This window comes from Clostridium sp. KLE 1755, assembly GCF_000466465.2.
Classification (GTDB): Bacteria; Bacillota; Clostridia; order Lachnospirales; family Lachnospiraceae; genus Eisenbergiella; species Eisenbergiella porci.
In genome coordinates, this window is sequence record NZ_KE992641.1 from 46,216 (window position 1) to 65,425 (window position 19,210).

Here is a 19,210-nt window from a genome sequence, read left to right on the forward strand (position 1 = left end):
AGGAGACAGAAGTAAGGCCGCAGAAGGCAGGCGGTTTTTTGGTGGTCTGCGTGTTTTGCAGTGTGAAAGGAATAGATTGAGGAATGAAAAAATCAGATAAAAAGAGAAGAAAAAGCAATCATGCGGCGGATGCATGGAAGCTGTTCCGTAAGAATAAGGCGGCGATGGCAGGACTGGTAGTGCTGGCGGTTTTTGTGTTTTTTGCGCTGTTTGCTGATTTGCTGATCCCGTATGAGGCAGCGATTGCCCAGAGTCCCAAGGACAGGTTGATGGCTCCGTGTATGCAGCACTGGCTGGGGACGGATGAATTCGGCCGGGACATGTTGGCAAGGATTATCCATGGAAGCAGGCGTTCCCTTTCGCTGGGAGTGGGAACTACGGCGGTTTCACTTGCGCTGGGCGGTATTATCGGGGCCTGCTGCGGTATTTACGGTTCCAGGTTTGACAGCATTGTCATGCGTCTCTGCGATATTTTAAACTGTGTGCCCGGGCTGCTGTTTGCGCTGGCCGTGGTGGCGGCGCTTGGATCCAGCATGAGAAACCTGCTGATAGCGGTAACCATCGTAAGCCTGCCGGGGTTTATCCGTATCGTCCGCTCGGTGATATTGTCCATCGTGGAACAGGAATATATAATGGCGGCCAGAGCGTGTGACAGCAGTAATTTTACCATTATTGTGCGGCATATCCTGCCCAACGCCATGGGGCCTATCATCATTCAGGCAAGTATGTCCGTGGCTTCCATGATGCTGACTGCGGCCGGGCTGTCTTTTATCGGAATGGGGGTTCAGCCGCCTACGCCGGAATGGGGCGTGATGCTGAGCACAGCCCGCGATTATATGAAGACGGCGCCGTATCTGCTTCTTTTTCCGGGAATCGCCATTGCGTTGAGTGCACTGGCTCTGAATCTGGTGGGGGACGGACTGCGGGATGCGCTGGATCCGAAAATGAAGCTGTAAAAATTCCTGGAACAGGAAACCAAAAAGCAACTGTAAAGGAACCGGACAGTTACGCCGGGAATAATGCTGGAAGGAAGAGCTTTTTTAACTTTCTGAATTACAGGCCCGCCGGGGCGGGCAGACTGGAGTAAAAAGAAATGAACGAACAGGAAACGCTGCTTTCCATACGGAATCTGAAAACCTATTTTGTAACGGAGGACGCCGTGCTGAAGGCCGTTGATGATGTTTCCTTTGAGGTGAAAAAAGGAGAAACGCTGGGCGTGGTAGGTGAAAGCGGCTGCGGCAAAAGCGTCAGCTGCATGTCCATTATAAAGCTGGTGCAGGGCGGCAACGTAAAATATGAATCCGGACAGATCCTTTTTGAAGGCCGGGATACCCTGCAGATGTCGGAAAAAGAGCTTCGGAAAATCCGCGGTAAAGAAATTTCTGTAATTTTCCAGGAACCAATGACGGCACTGAACCCGTTGTATACCATCGGGGATCAGATGAAGGAGGCCCTGAAAAACCATCAGAAAATCAGTGACAGACAGGCGCGGGAGAAGTGCGTGGAATATTTAAGAAAGGTGAAAATCCCCATGCCGGAGGAGATGATGCTGCGTTATCCCTTCAGCCTTTCCGGTGGAATGCGCCAGCGTGTCATGATTGCCATGGCGCTGCTGACCTCGCCCAAACTCATAATTGCGGATGAACCTACAACCGCCCTGGATGTAACCATACAGGCCCAGATACTGGACCTGATGAATGCGCTGAAAACGGAAACCGGAAGCTCATGCATTTTTATCACCCATGATTTGGGGGTCATCAGTGAAATGGCTGATCGGGTGGTTGTTATGTACGGCGGCAAAGTCTGTGAGACCGCGCCTACAGACGAGCTGTTTGAACAGACGGCACATCCTTATACGCTGGGTCTGATTCATTCCCGTCCGAAGGCAGACTTTGACGGGGATCGCCTGGAGGTTATTCCGGGAAATGTTCCTTCTTTGAATGATAAGCCGGAGGGCTGTCCATTCCATCCCAGATGCTGTTATGCAGACGAAAAATGTAAGAAGGAATTTCCGCCGGCCACGGAGCTTTCCGCACAGCACAGGGTGTTCTGCTGGAAATACTGTACCGATCCCAAGCAGAATCAGAAGGGGGCCGGAGAAATTCTACAGGAAAAAAACAGAAGCTTGGAAGGATGAATACAGTGAACGAGAATATATTGGAAGTACAGCACCTGAAAAAATATTTTCCTGTCAAGGGCGGATTTATCCAGCATACGCTTGGGTATATCCAGGCGGTGGATGATATCAGTTTTACCATACGCGCAGGGCGTGTTCTGGGGCTGGTAGGGGAATCCGGCTGCGGAAAATCCACGGCCGGAAGGACGATCCTGGGCCTGACCCCGGCAACCGGCGGAAGCGTGCTCTTTGAAGGCACAGATGTCTGTACTGCCTCAGGGGATAGGCTTCATGAAATACGGCGGAAAATGCAGATAATTTTTCAGGATCCCTATTCCTCCCTTGACCCGAGAATGACAGTCTATGATCTGATTGGAGAAGGGCTGCTGGCGCACAGGCAGGTGAACGGAAGGGTGGAGCTGGAGGAAAGGGTGGAAGAAATCATGCTAAAATGCGGCCTTTTCCCGGAGCAGGCACTGCGTTTCCCCCACCAGTTTTCCGGCGGTCAGAGGCAGCGCATCAGCATTGCCAGGGCGCTGGCTACGAATCCCGAATTCGTGGTCTGTGATGAAGCGGTTTCCGCGCTGGATGTTTCCATTCAGGCACAGATCATCAATTTGCTGAAGGATATGCAGGAGGATATGGGGCTGACCTATCTGTTTATTTCCCATGACCTGAGCATTGTGCGGTTTATCAGCGATGATGTGGCGGTGATGTATTTGGGGCAGATTGTGGAAATGGGCAGCAAAACGCAGATTTTTGACACGCCGGCCCACCCTTATACCCAGGCGCTGCTTTCCGCGGCTCCCGCATTTACCAAAAAAGAAAAAGCGGAGAAAAAGAGGATTCTGCTGGAAGGAGATCTTCCTACGCCCTTTAACCCGCCGGCTGGCTGCAGATTTGCGGGGCGCTGCCCATATGTGAAGGCGGAATGTAAAGAAACTGTACGGATGGAAGAACTGGAGGCAGGGCATCAGGTGATGTGCCTCAGGGCAAAGGATCTGGCGTAAACAGCGCTGTGACGCGGCTTCCCTTAGGGAGGCCGCTGCTTTATAAAAAGGAGAAAAGAGATATGCTGGTTGCGGACAGAGTGATTACAGGCGACGGAAAAACCGTGATAGAGCAGGGCGCAGTGGTAATGGAAGGACAAAGGATCAAAGCGGTGGGAAGGGCGGAGGAGCTTCGACGGATATACAGAGAAGAGGAAATCAGGCTTCCTGGCTGCACCTTGCTTCCCGGGTTAATCGATATGCATACCCACATCGGCTATTTTTACGGAGAAAAAAATGCGGACAGGCTCGCGCAGGATCGAATGCTGCGGGCTTATTTTGTAGGGAAAAGAATGGAGGATACCCTGAAGGCCGGCGTAACTACCATAAGGGATATGTCAAGCGCGGACGGCATCGGCATTACCCTGAAGGATGCAGCCAGTGCGGGCTATATCAAAGCGCCCCGTATTTTTACAAGCCTGAAGGGACTGTGCATTACCGGCGGCCACGGCTACAGCATGACCGGGGCAGTGGAGGAAGTGGACGGTGTGGATGAGGTGCGCAGGGCGGTGCGGAAAAACATCAGGGACGGCGCTGACTGTATCAAGGTACTGGACAGCGAAGCCTACCGTGGAGAGGAGTTCAGCCAGGAGGAGCTTGACGCCATTGTTAAGGAAGCGCACCGTTTTGGGATAAAGGTGGCCGCCCATGCGGGCTATGGATCTTCCATGGAAATGTGTATCCAGGCTGGCTGTGACAGCATTGAGCATGGGACACATCTGACGGTGGAACAGGCGGAACGCATGCGGGATAACGGACAGGTATGGGTGCCGACAATCTATGTTTTCCATTATGCATGGGAGCTTGTTAAAAACCAGCAGGCGGATGAGAGCCTTGGCAGCAACGCCGCCTATTTGAAGGATACCGTGGATACTTACAGGGAGCAGTTTAAAAAGCTGTATGACAGCGGCGTGCTTGTTGCCACGGGAACCGATACGGATGCCTGCAGCCACCCGAAGGCATCACCGGTAGCCAGGGAGTGCGGATTTATGGTACAATATGGAATATCCCCGATAGAGGCAGTTGCCTGCGCCACGCATAATGGCGCAAAGGCGTTGGGGCTGGGAAGCAGCCTGGGCCTTCTGGCGGAAGGATATCTGGCAGATATCCTTGCGGTGAGGGGAAATCCGGCCGGCAATATTCGTGCACTTGAGGATGTTGCTGCTGTCTGGCAGGAAGGAATGTGTGTATATGAATCTCAATCAGCTCATTTATGCCAGTGAAATTAACCGTCTCGGCTCCTTCAGCAGGGCCGCCCAGACGCTCTACATTTCCCAGTCGGCATTGAGCAAATCCATCCATGCGCTGGAACTGGAGCTGGAGCAGGAAATTTTTATCCGGACAACGGAAGGCATTGCCACAACAGAATTCGGAAGAGCCTTTCTTGCAGAGGCAGAAAAAACATTGCAGCATGTGGAACGCATAAAAAACATGGCAATTCAGGCAGAGGAAAACCGAAGCCAGCCGCTGAAATTCAGTGCCTCCTGCGGCCAGATGCTGTTTGCAAGTGAAATTTTTGCAAGGCTTCTGGCCCAATATCTGAATGCGGATACGGATTTTCAGTTTTACCAGAAAACATATTCTGAGGTTTTTACGGATGTGAGAGATGCAAGATGTGACCTGGGAATATTGATGACGCTGAATATCTACACGGAGGAGGCCTGCGCCCTGTTTGCCCAGAACGATATGGAATATCATGCGCTGGGACGGCTGAACGTGGGCGTGGCGGTGGATCGCAACAATCCGGTGAATGAGCTGGGAGTTACCCGCCTCAGGAAGGGCCTGCTTTCGGATCAGCTCCTGATCATGACCAAGGAAACGGTTTACCCCTTTACCAAGGAGGAAGGCGAGATACGAACCGCCTTTGGGAATCCCAAGGTGGTCTACGTGGCGGATAATGATACGGCGGTGAGCCTGTGCGGCCAGATTCCAGCGTATTTCTGCGTGGCCCAGAGCCATAAGATATATAATAAGCTGAACATTCCGATTTCCATGGTGATTTATCCTTATCAGAATGTGAACCTGAAGTATGAATTCGGGTGGATTAAGAAGAACCAGACGGAGCTGACACGGGTGGAGAGAGTTTTTATTAATGAGATTAAGAAGTTGTTTCATTGAGAGCAGCAGTTCGGGCAGGTTTGCATATACAAAAGGACAGCGTAATGGATGCGCTGTCCTTTTGTATATCACTGCGAAGGTGCGGAGAATGATTCAGAAAGAAATATCCAGTCCAAAGCCCGGTGCATCCAGCAGGGTAAATACGTCATTTTCACGGGTAAAGCCGCCGGACATGCCGGTCTGCTCATCAGCATAGAAGAGAAAGCTGTCACAATCCGCTTCGGTGATGTTCTTTTTGGAGGCAACCAGGCTGACACCGGCCGTGGTGGCGAGCTTGGTTTCCATCATACAGCCGACCATACAGTTGACCCCAAAGGCTTCCGCAATGGAATTGATCTGGGATGCCCGGAAAAGTCCTCCGCATTTCATGAGCTTGATATTCAGGATGTCCGCGCAGCCGCCCTTACAGGCCCTTGCAGCGTCAAGATGATTATGGATGGACTCATCCAGCATGATGCGGATACCATTCACCTTGCTCCGCACATAGGCGGAACCTTCAAAATCCCAATAGGGAAGGCACTGCTCAACAGCCTCGATGCCCACTTTTTTAAATTCAGTCAGCGCATAAATAGCATCGCTGGTATCATAGCCCTGATTGGCATCCACACGCAGGCGGATCTTGGGCCCGACGGCCTCCCGGATCAGATGCATGGCGCGGATATCCTCCTCCACATGAATACCGGCCTTTATTTTCAGGATATGGAAGCCATCCTTAAACACATGTGCCCTGGCTTCCTCCGCCATAGCCTCAGGTGTGTCAATCCCAATGGTAATATCGTTCTGAACCCGGTTAGAATAGCCTCCAAGAAGCTTGTAAACCGGCTGGCCCATCAGTTTGCCGCAGATATCGTACATTGCCAGATCTACAGCACATTTTGCGGAACTGTTCCCATAGATGCATCCGTCCATCAGCTCATGGATTTTTTCAATATCGAGTGGATTCATGCCGATAAGGCCGGGGCGGAGCAGGCTGATTACACTGACTACGCTGTCAATGGTCTCGCCGGTGACAAAAGGCAGCGGCGCGGCTTCTCCATAGCCATCGATTCCCTCATCTGTGGAAACCTTTATCAGCAGGTTTTCAGAATAATTGATTTCGGCAAAGGCAACACGGAAGGGGGAGGTAAGTTCAATGCGTACCTTTTCGGCTTTAATATCTGTGATTTTCATAAGGTTTTAACTCCTGTTTTATCGTAGAATGCGTAGCCGCCGGAAATGGCAGTAGCTCCTCCGGTGGCCTTTACTTTAGTATACTACAGCGGTTTGACGGGGATGGATTGAAATTTTTTCATGCGGGTTATGCCATGGGAAGAAAATGGGGCAGGGAACAAAAAAGTAGAATTGATACCACTGAATGATGTATAATAAAAAAACGAATGATATCATTAAAAACGGGTGAGGAAAATGAAATCGATCAGGATAAAAAATCTTTCGATTAAAAAGAAGATATTGCTGGGTTACCTGCTGATTATTTGTATTACACTTATGGTTATGTTTCTGCTGCTGGGTACATTGTGGAAGCATTTGATAAAGGAGAGTATAAGCAAATCTATCTACAGCAGTAATTATCAAATAAAGAAGAGCATAGACAACTATTTTGACAGCATGGTAAAGCTTTCCGAATTTCCTTATCTGGATTCCGATATTATGGAAATACTACGGAAGGACTATGATGGCATTGAGACGGAAAAAAGAACAGTGAGCCAGATTAATGATGTGAATGCCATCGGACCGAAGCTGTATAAACATGTTTACTATATGCATAATCAAATTGATGCTGTCTGGCTTTTCCCTGCCAATATGAATTATTACGCGTACAGAACGAATCAATCGGCGGCAGGGGCGTACAGAGTTGAGGAGGAAAGCTGGTTTCAGGAGGTTAAGGAAGGAAATGGAAAGCCATTCATCATTGGAGTGCATGAGGAAAAAGCCGTGGCAATGAAGTGGGATGTCCTTTCTGTGGCAAGGGGAATTCTGGATCCGGATACCGGAAAATATCTGGGAATGATTGTGATAGACTGTTCTGCAGATAACTTTGCGAAATTATGGGATGCTTCTGAATACAGTGAAAGCATCATAGCGGTATCGGATAAAAACGGGAAGCTGATTCTTCCGGGCGGTGAGGAAAATAAGGGAAGCATCACGGATTTTCTTGAAAAGAACTCTGAGAAATTCAAGGAAAAAGGCAAGCTGTACCAGGTATATTTTGGAAACCAGACCTATTATCTGGCGATGACGAAGCTTAATTATATGGATGGGAAGATATACCAGCTTGTCCCGATTGGAGACGCGGTCAGAAATATTGCCTATACTTTTATATTGGCGGTTGCTGTAATGCTGGCTTTGGGTATTTTTCTGGTATTTGTAAGCATCAAGATTTCGAATACAATCACACAGCCTGTTTTCCGCCTTATCGGCACCATGGAATCGGTAGAATCAGGAAACCTTTCTTTGCAGACAGAAGAATTCTATGGGGAAATGAAAATCCTTTCCCAGAAATTCAATCATATGGTAAAGCGGATTAATGCCATGTTTGAAGAGGTAAAAGAAAAGGAAAAAGAAAAAAGGGAAATGGAAATGCTGGCGCTGCAGTCCCAGATCAATCCGCATTTTATGTACAATACGCTGAATTCCATACGATGGCTTTCCGAGCTGCAGGGCGCCGATAAGGTAACACAGATGATTGACGCCCTGGTAAAGGTCCTGAATTATGTGGCGGAGGACACCAGTGAATTCGTGGATGTGGGACGAGAAGTGGAATTTATCAGAAACTATATCAAAATACTTAATTTCAGGTATTTTGAACGCTTTTCATTTATCTTCGATATACGGGAAGAAACCATGCAGTATGAGATACCGCGCTTTATTCTTCAGCCGCTGGTTGAAAATGCAGTTTTGCATGGCTTTGACAATAACGATATATGTGCAACGGTTAAAATAGACATCCATCTGGAGGAAGGAAATCTTTTCCTTTGCGTAACGGATGATGGAAAAGGGCTTTCCAGGGAAAAAATAGATGAAATACTTAACAGCGAAAGAAAATCGGAAAAACGTCTGAATAAAATCGGCATATACAATGTAAACCAACGGATCAAACTGACTTACGGACAGGAGTATGCCATTCGGATTGACAGCAAAGAAGGCTGTTTTACCAAAGTAACAGTGAGGATTCCGGCAAGGAAGAAGTCATGAACAGCAAGGCGGGTAGCATATGAAAAGGAAAATAGGGGTTTTAATCGTAGATGATGAGGTACTGGTCAGAATCGGGATCATTCATGCAGTCGCCTGGGAAGAAAACGGTTTTGAAATCATAGGAGAGGCCTCCGATGGTGAAAGCTGTCTTCAGATGGCCCGGAAATATCAGCCTGATCTGATTGTTCTGGATATTAATATGCCGGGGATGAACGGTCTGCAGGTTCTGAACCGGCTTAAGGAAGAGGGATATTCCGGTAAAGTCATTATGCTTACGTGTTATGAAGAATTTGAATATGTGAGGGAGGCCCTCCGCGGAGGCGCTGACGATTATGTGCTGAAATCAAATCTGAATGAAAGCAGCATACTGAGTGCAATTCTGCGTCTGGATTTTAACAGGCGGCCGGAAGAAGAAGAGCCGCGAAACCGGAAAATGATGGCGGAAAAATATCTCCGGCAGAAAATAGAAGGCTTTTCCTTCGGAGAGACGCAAGAGCTTACCTTCCGTACCTCCTGTTTCTGTGCCATAGCAGGAAAAATCAGGGATATGGAAAAGATAGAAAGACGCTATGAACAAAAGGGAATGGAATTATTTTACCGCTCGTTTTATTCCATTCTGGAGCAGGCGCTGCAGCACTATCAGGAGTATGATGTGATTCAGTATACAAAGGAAACAGTGGGGATATTTATCAGCTTTTCCGATACCGGGAGCATGCAGGAGATTCATATGCGCGTAAGACGTTTGATCCCCCATATTTACAATATAGTGCAGAATTATCTGGATCTGGATATGATTATCGGCGTGAGCAGCTTACATTATGGTGAAGAGAAAATCAGAGAGGCATGGAATCAGGCGTACAGAATGCTTGACAGGAGCTTTTTCGATAAAAAAGCGGTATATTTTTATGAGGATTTAAGAGATTATTATCTGAAAGCCGGAGAGTTTGATGGAAAATTAACCGAAATCGAAAACAGCCTGAAGGAATGTGTCGTGGATGGAAAAACAGAAGAAATCCGTGAAAGGATGCAGGAGTATTTTGAGGAGATCCGTAATGGAAAGATTGCGGAGCCGCAGCGTATCAGGGTGTTCTGCCAGGACATCGTGAAGCTGCTGCAGGCGCAGGAACGTAACTGGCAGGATGCACAGATACTGGAAATACTGCAAAAACAGGAAAGCCTGGAGGAGATGGAATCCCAGGTTTATATCTGGCTGGATTCGGTTATTCCTGAAAAAACAGATCAGAGTACGAACTGGCTGGTCCGCAGGGCGTGTGATTACATCAGGGAGCATTACAGGCAGGACATTTCGCTGAGCGATATTGCGGCATATCTTGAACTGAGTGAAAGCTATGCCAGCCGGATTTTTAACAAACATATGGGAAAAAACATTCCGGCTTATATTAACCAGCTGAGGATTGAAGAGGCCAGAGAACTGCTGAAAAACACGAATAAGAAAATATACGAGGTTGCAACAGAGGTGGGCTATACCTCTACAACCGCATTCCATATGGCATTCAAGAAGCAGGAGGGGATCACTCCTATTGAATATAGAAATCAGGGAAGCTGAACAAAAAAAAGAATAATAAGACAAAATTTTGAAGAAAAGAAATTGCTGCCGGCAGATTTTGCAGGGAGGGGCCGGACGACAGTTTCTTTTTTTCGTCTTTGGAACAAAATGTTTTGCTATTTGATAAATATGGAAATAGGAAAATGGCGTTGCCGACAATATAATTAATGCATAAGGACCGGTACCTTAAGGATAAAGAAAAATAATTGGAGGGAGCAGATTATGAAGAAAAAACTCATAACAAAAGTATTGGGAAGCGTATTATGCGCTGCAATGCTTTTAGGAACAGTTGGTTGTGGGGCTTCTGACGGGAAAACCGCAGAGACAGCAAAGGATACCGTACAGGAATCCGAAAGCACGGAACAGACAACACAGGCAGCGGTGGTGGAAGCAAAGAATGATACCGGGGAGGCGGTTACCCTTACAATAGGAATATGGTCGGATGACGAATCCCAGCGTCTGGAAAAGGCATTTGAAGGAATTGAAGATGATTTGGGCATTAAAATAGAATTCCTGAAATACCCCAGTGATTCTGATTTCTGGGACAATATTCCTGCCCAGATAGCGGCGGGAACAGCTCCGGATATCATATCCTGTACCAATGAACACTATCTGCAGTATATTGAGCAGGGACTGTTTGAACCCCTGACAGATTATGTGGATTCCGGCGTTATCAGCCTTGAGGGAACCTGGGAAAAGGCAATGGATGCCTGGAAAATTGATAATGTAGTTTATGGAATTCCTTATGCATTAAATCCCGGCGTATTTATTGTAAATAACAGCATGTGGAATGAGTTCGGCCTGGGAGATAATTATCCCACGACATGGGACGAGGTTCTGGATATCTGCAAAAAGGTTAAAGAAGAACATAATATGCCTGCCCTTTGCCTGAATGTTCAGGAATACCATCTGACCAATATTGCCCTTTCCTTCGGCGGCGGCTGGGATTACGGTAAAAATATCGGTGCAAAGGAAAATGCGGAAGCGCTTCAGTTCCTGATTGATGCCTACAGGGAAGGCTATATTGTTACTCCCACCGAGTTAGGCTTAAGCTGGGACGGGGCGGTTATGATCCAGCAGTCCGCTTTGTTTTCCATCGGCGGCGCATGGTATCAGGCCAGCTTTGCATCCGAAGCGCCGGATATTGAACTGAAATATCTGCCCGTACCGAAAGGCGGAAACGGGAACGGCGGCGGAACCTGCCATTCTGCGGCACTGGTTGCCCTTAAGAATTCCAAGCATCCGGAAGAGGTTGCCAAGGCCATAAGCTATGCCGTAGGCGGAGATAAATTATATGAAGCAGTAGTCGATGTGACGGAAGTTATTCCGGCCAAGGTAGAGTACTTTGACCTTTATAAAGAAAAAGTCCCGGCACTGGCTGACCTGGTAAGCTATCTTGATTCTTCCACGCCTTTCAGCTATCCGACCCAGAGCAAGAAATTTGCAGACAGCCTGATTAATCTGATGCAGGAAACCATGTTTGACGAAAGCTCGACGATGACCGGACAGGATATTGTAGAACAGCTGGCGGCAGAATATGGCGCAGAATAAATGGCTTCCCGGTAAAGAGGGTGTTTACAATGAACAAAAATAAGAAGAAATACCGGGAAAGGTATAAAAAACCGGAGGTTCTTACAGCGGTATGCTTCCTTCTGCCAGCTGTGTTTATGTGGATTTACTGGTTTTTTATACCTGCGGTAAAATCCATGCGGCTCAGCTTTTATGATTACAGCTTTATAACGCCGGAGCGCACCAGGTTTATCGGACTTGACAATTTTATCCGGCTGTTCCAGGATAAAGATTTTATCAAGGCGCTGGAGCATACCTTCCTGATGGCGGCGGTTGTCGTTGTGCTGATTGCAGTGATCGCTTTCCTGATTGCAGTATTGCTGGACGGAAATATCAAAGGCAAAACCTTTTTCCGCACGACTTATTATATGCCATATGTAATCTCTTCCGTGGCAGTCAGTATATTCTTTATGTATTTTTTTATCAAGGACGGGATTGGGACCAGGCTGTTTACGCTGTTTGGTTTTGATAACACCACCTGGTTTACGAGTACGAAATACGCATTGCTTCTGGTTATTATTATTTACGTATGGCAGCAAATTGGCTTTTACATGATACTGTATATCAGCGGACTCCAGAATATCTCGGCTGAGCTTTACGAAGCCGGGAGAATAGACGGAACCAACAAAGCGCAGGCGATTTGGTATATTACGCTGCCTCTGGTTAAGCCGACCACTTATCTGGTGATTACCCTGGGTATGATCAATGCATTTCAGATTTTTGACCAGATTGCTGCAATTTCGAAACAAAGCCCGCTGGGGTCGCCCGCCGGTTCTACGAGTACGGTGGTTACCTTCCTTTACCAGCAGTCTTTCAGTTATATGGACATGGGTTACGGCAGTGCAGCGGCCATGGTGCTTCTTGCTATCATCTTCCTGCTGTCCTTAATCCGGATGTTTATCAGTAAGGAAGGAGAGTGAATATCATGAAAAAGAAACTGCTGAAGGTTGTTTTATATACCGTCCTTATCGGATTATCACTGATATTCCTGCTTCCTATATTGTATGTGTTTTACAACTCTCTGCTGCCGTACCGGTATGTGCAGACATGGGCGCCTGTCAGTGTATGGACATTGGATAACTTTAAAGAGCTGTTTACAAAATATCCTATAATGAGGTGGTACTGGAATACCTTTGCCTCTACGGCGATTGTGGTAGCGGGTAATCTGATATTCCCCACCATGGCGGGATACGCCCTGGCCAAGCTGAGATTTCCGGGGAAAAAGATAATTTTCGGCGCATTGTTGATATCCATGATGGTGCCGTTTCAGTTGACAATGATACAGATGTATATACAGCTTGCCAGGCTGAACATGCATAATACCATCTGGGCGATTACACTGCCGTTTCTATCACAGACCATGTTTTTATTCATGGCAAGACAATTTTTCTTCGCTGTGCCGGGAGAGCTGCTGGAGGCGGCCAGAATTGACGGATTAAGCCATGCTGGAGTATTTGCCAGAATTGTCTGCCCCATATCAAAGCCGTTGTTTGCATCCATTGCGATTCTGAATTTTACCGGAACCTGGAACTCCTATATGGTTCCTGCCACATTTATTAACAAAGTGGATAAATATACGCTTGTTGTAGGGCTGCAGACCGTAAATATGACTTATTTCCAAAAAACGAACCTGACACTGGCCGGCGTTGTCCTGTTATCCTTCCCTGTAATTCTTTTCTTTATTTGCACACAGAAGGAATTTGTGAAGGGGGCAATGAGCTCCGGAATAAAAGCTTAAGTAAAAAGCGCTGCCGGTAAGCCGGCCGCGCTTTTTTGACAGAAAGAACGATTTAAAACACAGCAATAGTAGGAGAAAATATATGAAAAGTATGAGTATAAGCGACAGCAGACGTCTGCAGATGCTGGAATGGCGGGAAGGAATATTGGATACCGTTTTGGATACGGATACGGCAACGGAGGTGGATGATCCCTTTGCAGTCAGTTATCTGCTTTTGTCTCCGGAACGTTTTCGGGTAAAAGCAATCTATGCTGCGCCTTTTGCCATGAATGAACGAACACAGGATCCTGCGGCAGGGATGGAAATGAGCTATCAGGAGATCCTGCGGATTATGAAGCTATGCGGGAAACTGGGATGCTGCGAGGTAAAAAGAGGCTCCTGTTCTTACCTGCCAGGGAAAGATATTCCTGTGGAATCGAAAGCGGCTCTGGACCTGGCGGAGCGCGCGATGTGCTACTCATCTGACAATCCGCTGTATGTGATTGGAATCGGGGCCGGGACCAATATCGCATCCGCGCTGCTTTTGAACCCGGAGATCAGGGAACGTATTGTTATAGTATGGCTTGCCGGAAATGATTTTACCGAATCGCCAAATACCTATAATGTTTATCAGGATGTGAAAGCGGCGCAGGTGATTTTTGATTCAGGAGTACCGCTCCTGCATGTGCCATGTAATTATGTCACTTCGCATATGCTGACAAGTGTACCGGAGCTGGAAAGCTGTCTTGGAAACAGGAATGACCTGTGTGATTATCTGATTTCCATTGTTAAGACATATGGAAAGGATCATTTTGCCTGGGGAAAGACCATCTGGGATATCGGTGCAGTGGGATGCCTGATGGATAAGGACTGGAGCATAAGGGAAATAACCACAGCACCCATAATAACGGATGAACTGACCTGGAGCAGAGATTACACGAGGCATCTGATTGGCAATATAAAGGAAGTTAACAGAGACAGAATATTCAGGGATGCCTTTTTGAAAATGGGAAGCCTTGAAGACAGGGGAAAATAGATGAAGCAGGATTTTATAGAAAAAATATACGCGGGCTGGCTGGCAAAAATTATAGGTATTCGTCTGGGCGCACCGGTGGAAAGCTGGACTTACGAAAAAATACGTACCGTTTATGGAGAAGTAAACGGGTATCTGGCAGATTACCGGGATTTTGCGGCAGATGATGACAGTAACGGCCCGATCTTTCTGATACGTGCCCTGGAGGACTGCGGAAAAACAGAGGAAGAGGCTATAACGCCGCAGGATGTGGCGGAAGCACTGCTGAATTATGCGCCTTATGAACATGGATTTTTCTGGTGGGGCGGATATGGGGTTTCAACAGAGCATACTGCCTACCTGAACCTGCGCCACGGGATTACTGCGCCCCGCAGCGGTAGTGCCAGGCAGAATGGGAGGACGGCGGCAGAACAGATAGGCGGACAGATTTTTATCGACAGCTGGGGATTGGCAGCGCCGGGAAATCCGGCGCTTGCGGCATCACTGGCCCGGAAGGCCGCCAGCGTCACCCATGATGGCAATGGTGTTTATGGGGGGATTTTTGTTGCGGTGTGCATCAGCTATGCTTTTGTTGAGAAGGATATCGTTAAAATTATCAGGAAGGGTCTGTCCTTTCTGCCGGAGGACTGTGAATATGCGGAAACAGTGAAGGCGGTTATGGCCTTTTGGGAGAAGGAAAAGAACGGCTGGAGATTATGTTTCCAATATATTTTCAACAATTTTGGCTATGATAAATATCCCGGAGTCTGTCATATCATACCCAACATTGCAGTGATGATTCTTGCATTGCTGTATGGGAAGGGTGATTTTTCAGATACGATCAATATCTGTACCATGTGCGGATGGGATACGGACTGTAATGTGGGAAATGTGGCGGCAATTATGGGAGTCAGAGGAGGACTTAATGTAATAGACAGCAGAAAATGGAGGCAACCGGTACATGATTTTCTTGCATGCTCCAGTGTTATTGGTTCTTTAAATATTATGGATATCCCTTATGGCGCCTCTTATATTGCCAGACAGGCGTACAAGCTTGCAGGGGAAGAGGTTCCAATGCCGTGGAAACAGATTTTTGAAGAGCGCATGGACAGCTGCCATTTTGAATATCCCGGATCCACGCATGCCATCCGAATGAAAGTATGTAATATGGATGATGGGAGCGTTTCACAGAGAGAAGGCACTCTTCTAAATACAATTGAGACCGCATTTTCCGGAAGCCGTTCTTTGAAATGTGTTATAAAGCCGGTGGCCAGAGGGGAAAAGGTAATGGTTTATAAAAAGACCTACTGCCGTCCTGCTGATTTCCATGACAGTCGTTATGATCCCGCTTTTTCACCGCTGATATATCCGGGACAGACACTGCATGCTGCGGTGAGAGTAAACGGAGAGGAGTATGGTGTAAAGGCTTGTCTGTATGTGCATGGTGATAACGGCAGCAGGTATTATTATGGAAGCTGGAAAGAAATTACGCCGGGATGCTGGGAGGCCTTAAGCTGGACGATTCCCGGGCTGGATGGGGAACTGCTGGACGAAGCCGGAGTCTGTTTCCTCACAGGAACGGCAGAGGAGGGAGACGATTTCTGCTGTTATCTGGACGATCTGTATTGGGATGGTACGCCGTCCTATGGGATTGATTTTGCTTCGGAGAGAGTGGAAGTATGGCCCGGGCTGCATCGGGAAATCAGCCAGTTTACCAAGCTGAAGGGAAGGCTTACCCTGGAGCAGGGAAGGCTTCACCTGTCATGCAGTGATTTCGGGGAGGCCTATACGGGAGGATGGAACTGGACCGATTATATGGCGGAAGGATTTCTTGCCGCCCATACAGGTGAGATTCATTTGCTGCAGGTCAGAGTACAGGGCGCGTTGCGATCCTATGCCTTCGGTCTGATTCCGGAGGGCAGAGTGGGGCTCCTGAAAAATGACAATGGGTATCAGTTGCTATGTGAAGCGTGCTTTCCCTGGGAAAAGGAGAAGGAGTATCGTCTGGCTGTCCGGGTAAAAGGAAATCACATGACGGCTGCAATAGATGGTAAGGTTTTGCTGGAGTATGAAGATAATGATAATCCATACTTATATGGCTGCATTGGGACGGCGGTCCGTGAGGGAAGCCATTGCAGCCTGCGGAAAATATGGGTGGGCAGTGGGGAATAAAGAAAACCAAACCGGACATACTATTCCCAAAACAGAAAGGCGGAAAGAGTATGGACAAGAATGGACAGAATTTATCCGGTTCCAAAACGAAGAACTTAAGCGTATATGACGATGGCAATATTCCCGAAGTGGATTTGCCGCTGCCCGATGACAGTACGCAGGATGTCATTCCTGATGAGGTGCCCAGGAAAGATGGCCCTGGCGGAGAAAACAGCAATAAAAACAATGACTGACTCAGCCCCGCTGCACAGGGGATAAAAAGGCGGAATGGAATAGAGACAGCCTGCAGGCGGATACCACAGCATGAAGCATGCCGGTATCCGCTTTTTAGTTGATTCCAGAGGTAAAGAAACGTCAGGAATTTCAGTGATATCCCGGTATCAGGCCCTGGAAGGAGCTGTTGTTCATACACACAGAAATGAGGCAAAACAGGCGTTTGTTTGAAAACAGTCCCTTGTAACCTCCCTTCTAATGTGGTAAACTAAGTTGAATTTGTGTACCCAAATTAAGGAAGTGTTAATTCTGCTCATGAAGGATGGGCAGGATCTTCCCGGAATGTTAATGTAGGAGCAGCCGGTGCACGGATGGGAGCAAATATGCGTAAAATAATCTTTCATATAAACAGCCTGGAACAGGGTGGGGCTGAGCGGGTTATTACCAATCTGGCCCACCAGTTTGCGGCTGAGGGTTACGAGGTCTATATCGCTACGGAATGGTATGCAGAAAATGAATTTCGTATTGATAAGAGTATTACAAGAGTTCATGTGGGCCTGAATGCGGAGGAAGAGGGCAAGGGCAGAATCGCCAAGCTGAGAATCCGTGAGAAGAGGCTGCGGGCTTTTATAAAAAAGGTGAGGCCGGATGTGGTGGTGGCGTTCTGCCATAAGGCGAATTACCGCGCTATAACGGCTGCATTGGGAACGGGAATCCCGGTCATTGTTTCGGTCAGAACGGATCCTGTCGGGCATTATGACAAATGGGATGATAAAATCCAGATCCCTCTTCTGTTTCCAAGGGCAGCAGGTTGCGTGTTCCAGACGGAAGGGCAGCGGGATTTTTTTCCGGTCAAGGTACAGCGGAAATCACGTATCATACTGAATCCGCTGAATAATAAATATCTGGATATTCCCAAACCGGAAACAAGGGTAAAAGAAGTGGTGCAGTCAGGCAGGCTGGTGGATTTCAAAAACCAGCTTATGTTGATCCGTGCTTTTGATAAAGTGCATCAGAAGCATCCCGACTATGTACTTAAAATATACGGCGGCGATTCCAGGGACGGCACGAAGGAGCTTCTGGAGCAGCTGATTGCCGAAAGAAAAGCCGAAGCTTATGTGTTCCTGATGGGGGCCAGTGATTCCCTGGAGAGGCAGTTGGTGAACGCTTCTGTTTTTGCGTTTTCCTCTGACTGGGAGGGGCTTCCCAATGCGTTGCTGGAGGCGATGGCTCTGGGGCTTCCCATTGTGTCCACTGACTGTCCCTGCGGCGGTCCCAGGACAGTGATACAGGATGGAGTAAACGGCCTTCTAGTGCCGATTAAGGACGAGGACGCGATGGCGGAGGGGATCTGCCGTCTGATAGAAAATCCGGAGCTGGCGGAACGCCTTGGAAGCAAGGCCAGGGATATCCGAAAAATTGCCAACAGCAAGGCGGTTTTTGAGCAGTGGCATGATTATATAGAATCGGTATGCAGACACTGACAGCTGTCTGTGCGGCAGCTGTAACTGGTATGGCTGCGGACATAAGAGAGATACGAAAGGATTCCCGCCTGCGGTAAGGGCGGACAGAGAGGTGCAAGAAAGTATGTTTTCCTATGCGGATTATAAAGAGATCATAAGAATTATCAAAGAAAGCGGCAGGGCCTGTAATTTCAGGCAGGCGCAGGAAAAGGATAAATTTATTATCATGCGTCATGATGTGGAATTCAGTGTGGATCGTGCTTTTGCGCTTTCCAAGCTGGAGCTTTCCATGGATTTTACTTCCACTTATTTTTTCCAGTGGACGAACAATTCCTACAATATCCTGTCCAAGAAAAATATGGATATGATTAAATATATGCATGAAAGAGGACATGTTATCGGCCTCCACTTCGCTTTGAACGGCCTGACTGATATGGAACTGGTGCGCAGGAAGATACTGCAGGAAATTCATGTGCTCAGTGAAATGCTGGGCTTTGAAATCACAGAGTTTTCCATCCACAGGCCTTCGGCGGATGTGCTTCGGGAGAATATCAAATTCCCCGGTATCATCAATGCTTATCAGGATGAATTTTTCACCTTTTCAGAAAATGTAACAGCGGATACGCCGCTTCATGTAAAATATATTTCCGACGCCAAGCACAGGTGGAATTATGGGGTGCCGGATGAAGAAACGCTGCTGGGATATGACAGGGTACAGATTCTGACCCATCCTTATTCCTGGACGAAGAAGGGGCATGATAATCTGGAGAATTTCAGGACGCTGCTTCAGGAGCGTAATGCAGAGCTGATGGATACTATCGATAACGAGTGTAAGCACTTCGCCAGCATCCGCGATTCGTTGTAGGGCGGCGGCTCCCCGTCCGTCCCCGGAGGCCCCGGCTTTTGTTTGTCTCCTGTCTGCCGTCTGTCTGGCCGGGGCGGGGTTTTTGCTGGTTCGGCCTCAAAAATGGGATATTTCTAACAGGCTCCGTTTTCCCTGCGGCTGCCAAAATGGCGGAACT

General features: G+C 47.8%; 16 protein-coding genes. 15 read left to right on the plus strand and 1 reads right to left on the minus strand.

The genetic code is table 11. The features are described from left to right. Positions 1–83: 83 nt before the first annotated feature. From HMPREF1548_RS00525 to HMPREF1548_RS00545, 5 genes are all read left to right on the plus strand, one after another. The gene (locus HMPREF1548_RS00525; protein ID WP_021633656.1) at positions 84–956 is read left to right on the plus strand and encodes an ABC transporter permease; all 873 of its coding nucleotides are present in this window, start codon (positions 84–86) and stop codon (positions 954–956) included. Positions 957–1,093: 137 nt separating this feature from the next. Beyond that, positions 1,094–2,137 (plus strand): ABC transporter ATP-binding protein, encoded by a 1,044-nt coding sequence (locus HMPREF1548_RS00530; protein WP_021633657.1) that lies wholly within the window; start codon positions 1,094–1,096, stop codon positions 2,135–2,137. A gap of 5 nt (positions 2,138–2,142) precedes the next feature. Beyond that, complete coding sequence (locus HMPREF1548_RS00535) at positions 2,143–3,126, plus strand: ABC transporter ATP-binding protein (protein ID WP_035320425.1); 984 nt, start codon at positions 2,143–2,145, stop codon at positions 3,124–3,126. 62 nt (positions 3,127–3,188) lie between these two features. After that, positions 3,189–4,388: an amidohydrolase family protein gene (locus HMPREF1548_RS00540; protein WP_035320426.1), complete on the plus strand. Its 1,200-nt coding sequence runs from the start codon at positions 3,189–3,191 to the stop codon at positions 4,386–4,388. Beyond that, entirely contained in the window at positions 4,357–5,283 is a 927-nt protein-coding gene (locus tag HMPREF1548_RS00545) for a LysR family transcriptional regulator (protein WP_021633660.1), read from the plus strand. The genes HMPREF1548_RS00540 and HMPREF1548_RS00545 overlap by 32 nt, the downstream gene beginning before the upstream one ends. 93 nt (positions 5,284–5,376) lie before the next feature. Here the strand turns inward: HMPREF1548_RS00545 and HMPREF1548_RS00550 are convergent, their stop codons facing one another. After that, positions 5,377–6,453 (minus strand): mandelate racemase/muconate lactonizing enzyme family protein, encoded by a 1,077-nt coding sequence (locus HMPREF1548_RS00550; protein WP_021633661.1) that lies wholly within the window; start codon positions 6,451–6,453, stop codon positions 5,377–5,379. Positions 6,454–6,687: 234 nt separating this feature from the next. Between HMPREF1548_RS00550 and HMPREF1548_RS00555 the strand changes: the two genes are divergently transcribed. The 10 genes from HMPREF1548_RS00555 (at position 6,688) to HMPREF1548_RS00600 (ending at position 19,053) form a co-directional block, all read left to right on the plus strand. Next, entirely contained in the window at positions 6,688–8,475 is a 1,788-nt protein-coding gene (locus HMPREF1548_RS00555; protein ID WP_021633663.1) for a cache domain-containing sensor histidine kinase, read from the plus strand. Between the two features lie 19 nt (positions 8,476–8,494). After that, positions 8,495–10,042, plus strand: a complete 1,548-nt coding sequence (locus HMPREF1548_RS00560; RefSeq protein WP_021633664.1) for a response regulator — start codon at positions 8,495–8,497, stop codon at positions 10,040–10,042. A gap of 222 nt (positions 10,043–10,264) precedes the next feature. Continuing rightward, on the plus strand, positions 10,265–11,593 hold the full coding sequence (locus HMPREF1548_RS00565) for an ABC transporter substrate-binding protein (RefSeq protein WP_021633665.1): 1,329 nt from the start codon (positions 10,265–10,267) through the stop codon (positions 11,591–11,593). A gap of 29 nt (positions 11,594–11,622) precedes the next feature. After that, positions 11,623–12,531: a carbohydrate ABC transporter permease gene (locus HMPREF1548_RS00570; RefSeq protein WP_021633666.1), complete on the plus strand. Its 909-nt coding sequence runs from the start codon at positions 11,623–11,625 to the stop codon at positions 12,529–12,531. A gap of 5 nt (positions 12,532–12,536) precedes the next feature. Continuing rightward, positions 12,537–13,349: a carbohydrate ABC transporter permease gene (locus HMPREF1548_RS00575; protein WP_025488487.1), complete on the plus strand. Its 813-nt coding sequence runs from the start codon at positions 12,537–12,539 to the stop codon at positions 13,347–13,349. Between the two features lie 82 nt (positions 13,350–13,431). Next, positions 13,432–14,364 carry a nucleoside hydrolase gene (locus HMPREF1548_RS00580; RefSeq protein WP_021633668.1) on the plus strand — a complete coding sequence of 311 codons (933 nt, stop codon included), beginning with the start codon at positions 13,432–13,434 and terminating at the stop codon, positions 14,362–14,364. Further along, positions 14,365–16,512 carry an ADP-ribosylglycohydrolase family protein gene (locus HMPREF1548_RS00585; RefSeq protein WP_021633669.1) on the plus strand — a complete coding sequence of 716 codons (2,148 nt, stop codon included), beginning with the start codon at positions 14,365–14,367 and terminating at the stop codon, positions 16,510–16,512. A gap of 50 nt (positions 16,513–16,562) precedes the next feature. Next, positions 16,563–16,745, plus strand: a complete 183-nt coding sequence (locus HMPREF1548_RS00590; protein ID WP_025488490.1) for a hypothetical protein — start codon at positions 16,563–16,565, stop codon at positions 16,743–16,745. A 363-nt stretch (positions 16,746–17,108) separates the two neighbouring features. Beyond that, positions 17,109–18,209: a glycosyltransferase gene (locus HMPREF1548_RS00595; protein ID WP_035320428.1), complete on the plus strand. Its 1,101-nt coding sequence runs from the start codon at positions 17,109–17,111 to the stop codon at positions 18,207–18,209. A gap of 91 nt (positions 18,210–18,300) precedes the next feature. After that, positions 18,301–19,053: a polysaccharide deacetylase family protein gene (locus tag HMPREF1548_RS00600; RefSeq protein WP_242991300.1), complete on the plus strand. Its 753-nt coding sequence runs from the start codon at positions 18,301–18,303 to the stop codon at positions 19,051–19,053. Positions 19,054–19,210: the final 157 nt, after the last annotated feature.

Coding starts and splice junctions, on each gene's coding strand:
- HMPREF1548_RS00525 (WP_021633656.1), top strand. CDS start 84: ATGAAAAAATCAGATAAAAAGAGAAGAAAAAGCAATCATGCGGCGGAT.
- HMPREF1548_RS00570 (WP_021633666.1), top strand. CDS start 11,623: ATGAACAAAAATAAGAAGAAATACCGGGAAAGGTATAAAAAACCGGAG.
- HMPREF1548_RS00595 (WP_035320428.1), top strand. CDS start 17,109: ATGCGTAAAATAATCTTTCATATAAACAGCCTGGAACAGGGTGGGGCT.
- HMPREF1548_RS00560 (WP_021633664.1), top strand. CDS start 8,495: ATGAAAAGGAAAATAGGGGTTTTAATCGTAGATGATGAGGTACTGGTC.
- HMPREF1548_RS00590 (WP_025488490.1), top strand. CDS start 16,563: ATGGACAAGAATGGACAGAATTTATCCGGTTCCAAAACGAAGAACTTA.
- HMPREF1548_RS00550 (WP_021633661.1), bottom strand. CDS start 6,453: ATGAAAATCACAGATATTAAAGCCGAAAAGGTACGCATTGAACTTACC.
- HMPREF1548_RS00530 (WP_021633657.1), top strand. CDS start 1,094: ATGAACGAACAGGAAACGCTGCTTTCCATACGGAATCTGAAAACCTAT.
- HMPREF1548_RS00545 (WP_021633660.1), top strand. CDS start 4,357: ATGAATCTCAATCAGCTCATTTATGCCAGTGAAATTAACCGTCTCGGC.
- HMPREF1548_RS00585 (WP_021633669.1), top strand. CDS start 14,365: ATGAAGCAGGATTTTATAGAAAAAATATACGCGGGCTGGCTGGCAAAA.
- HMPREF1548_RS00575 (WP_025488487.1), top strand. CDS start 12,537: ATGAAAAAGAAACTGCTGAAGGTTGTTTTATATACCGTCCTTATCGGA.
- HMPREF1548_RS00540 (WP_035320426.1), top strand. CDS start 3,189: ATGCTGGTTGCGGACAGAGTGATTACAGGCGACGGAAAAACCGTGATA.
- HMPREF1548_RS00565 (WP_021633665.1), top strand. CDS start 10,265: ATGAAGAAAAAACTCATAACAAAAGTATTGGGAAGCGTATTATGCGCT.
- HMPREF1548_RS00555 (WP_021633663.1), top strand. CDS start 6,688: ATGAAATCGATCAGGATAAAAAATCTTTCGATTAAAAAGAAGATATTG.
- HMPREF1548_RS00580 (WP_021633668.1), top strand. CDS start 13,432: ATGAAAAGTATGAGTATAAGCGACAGCAGACGTCTGCAGATGCTGGAA.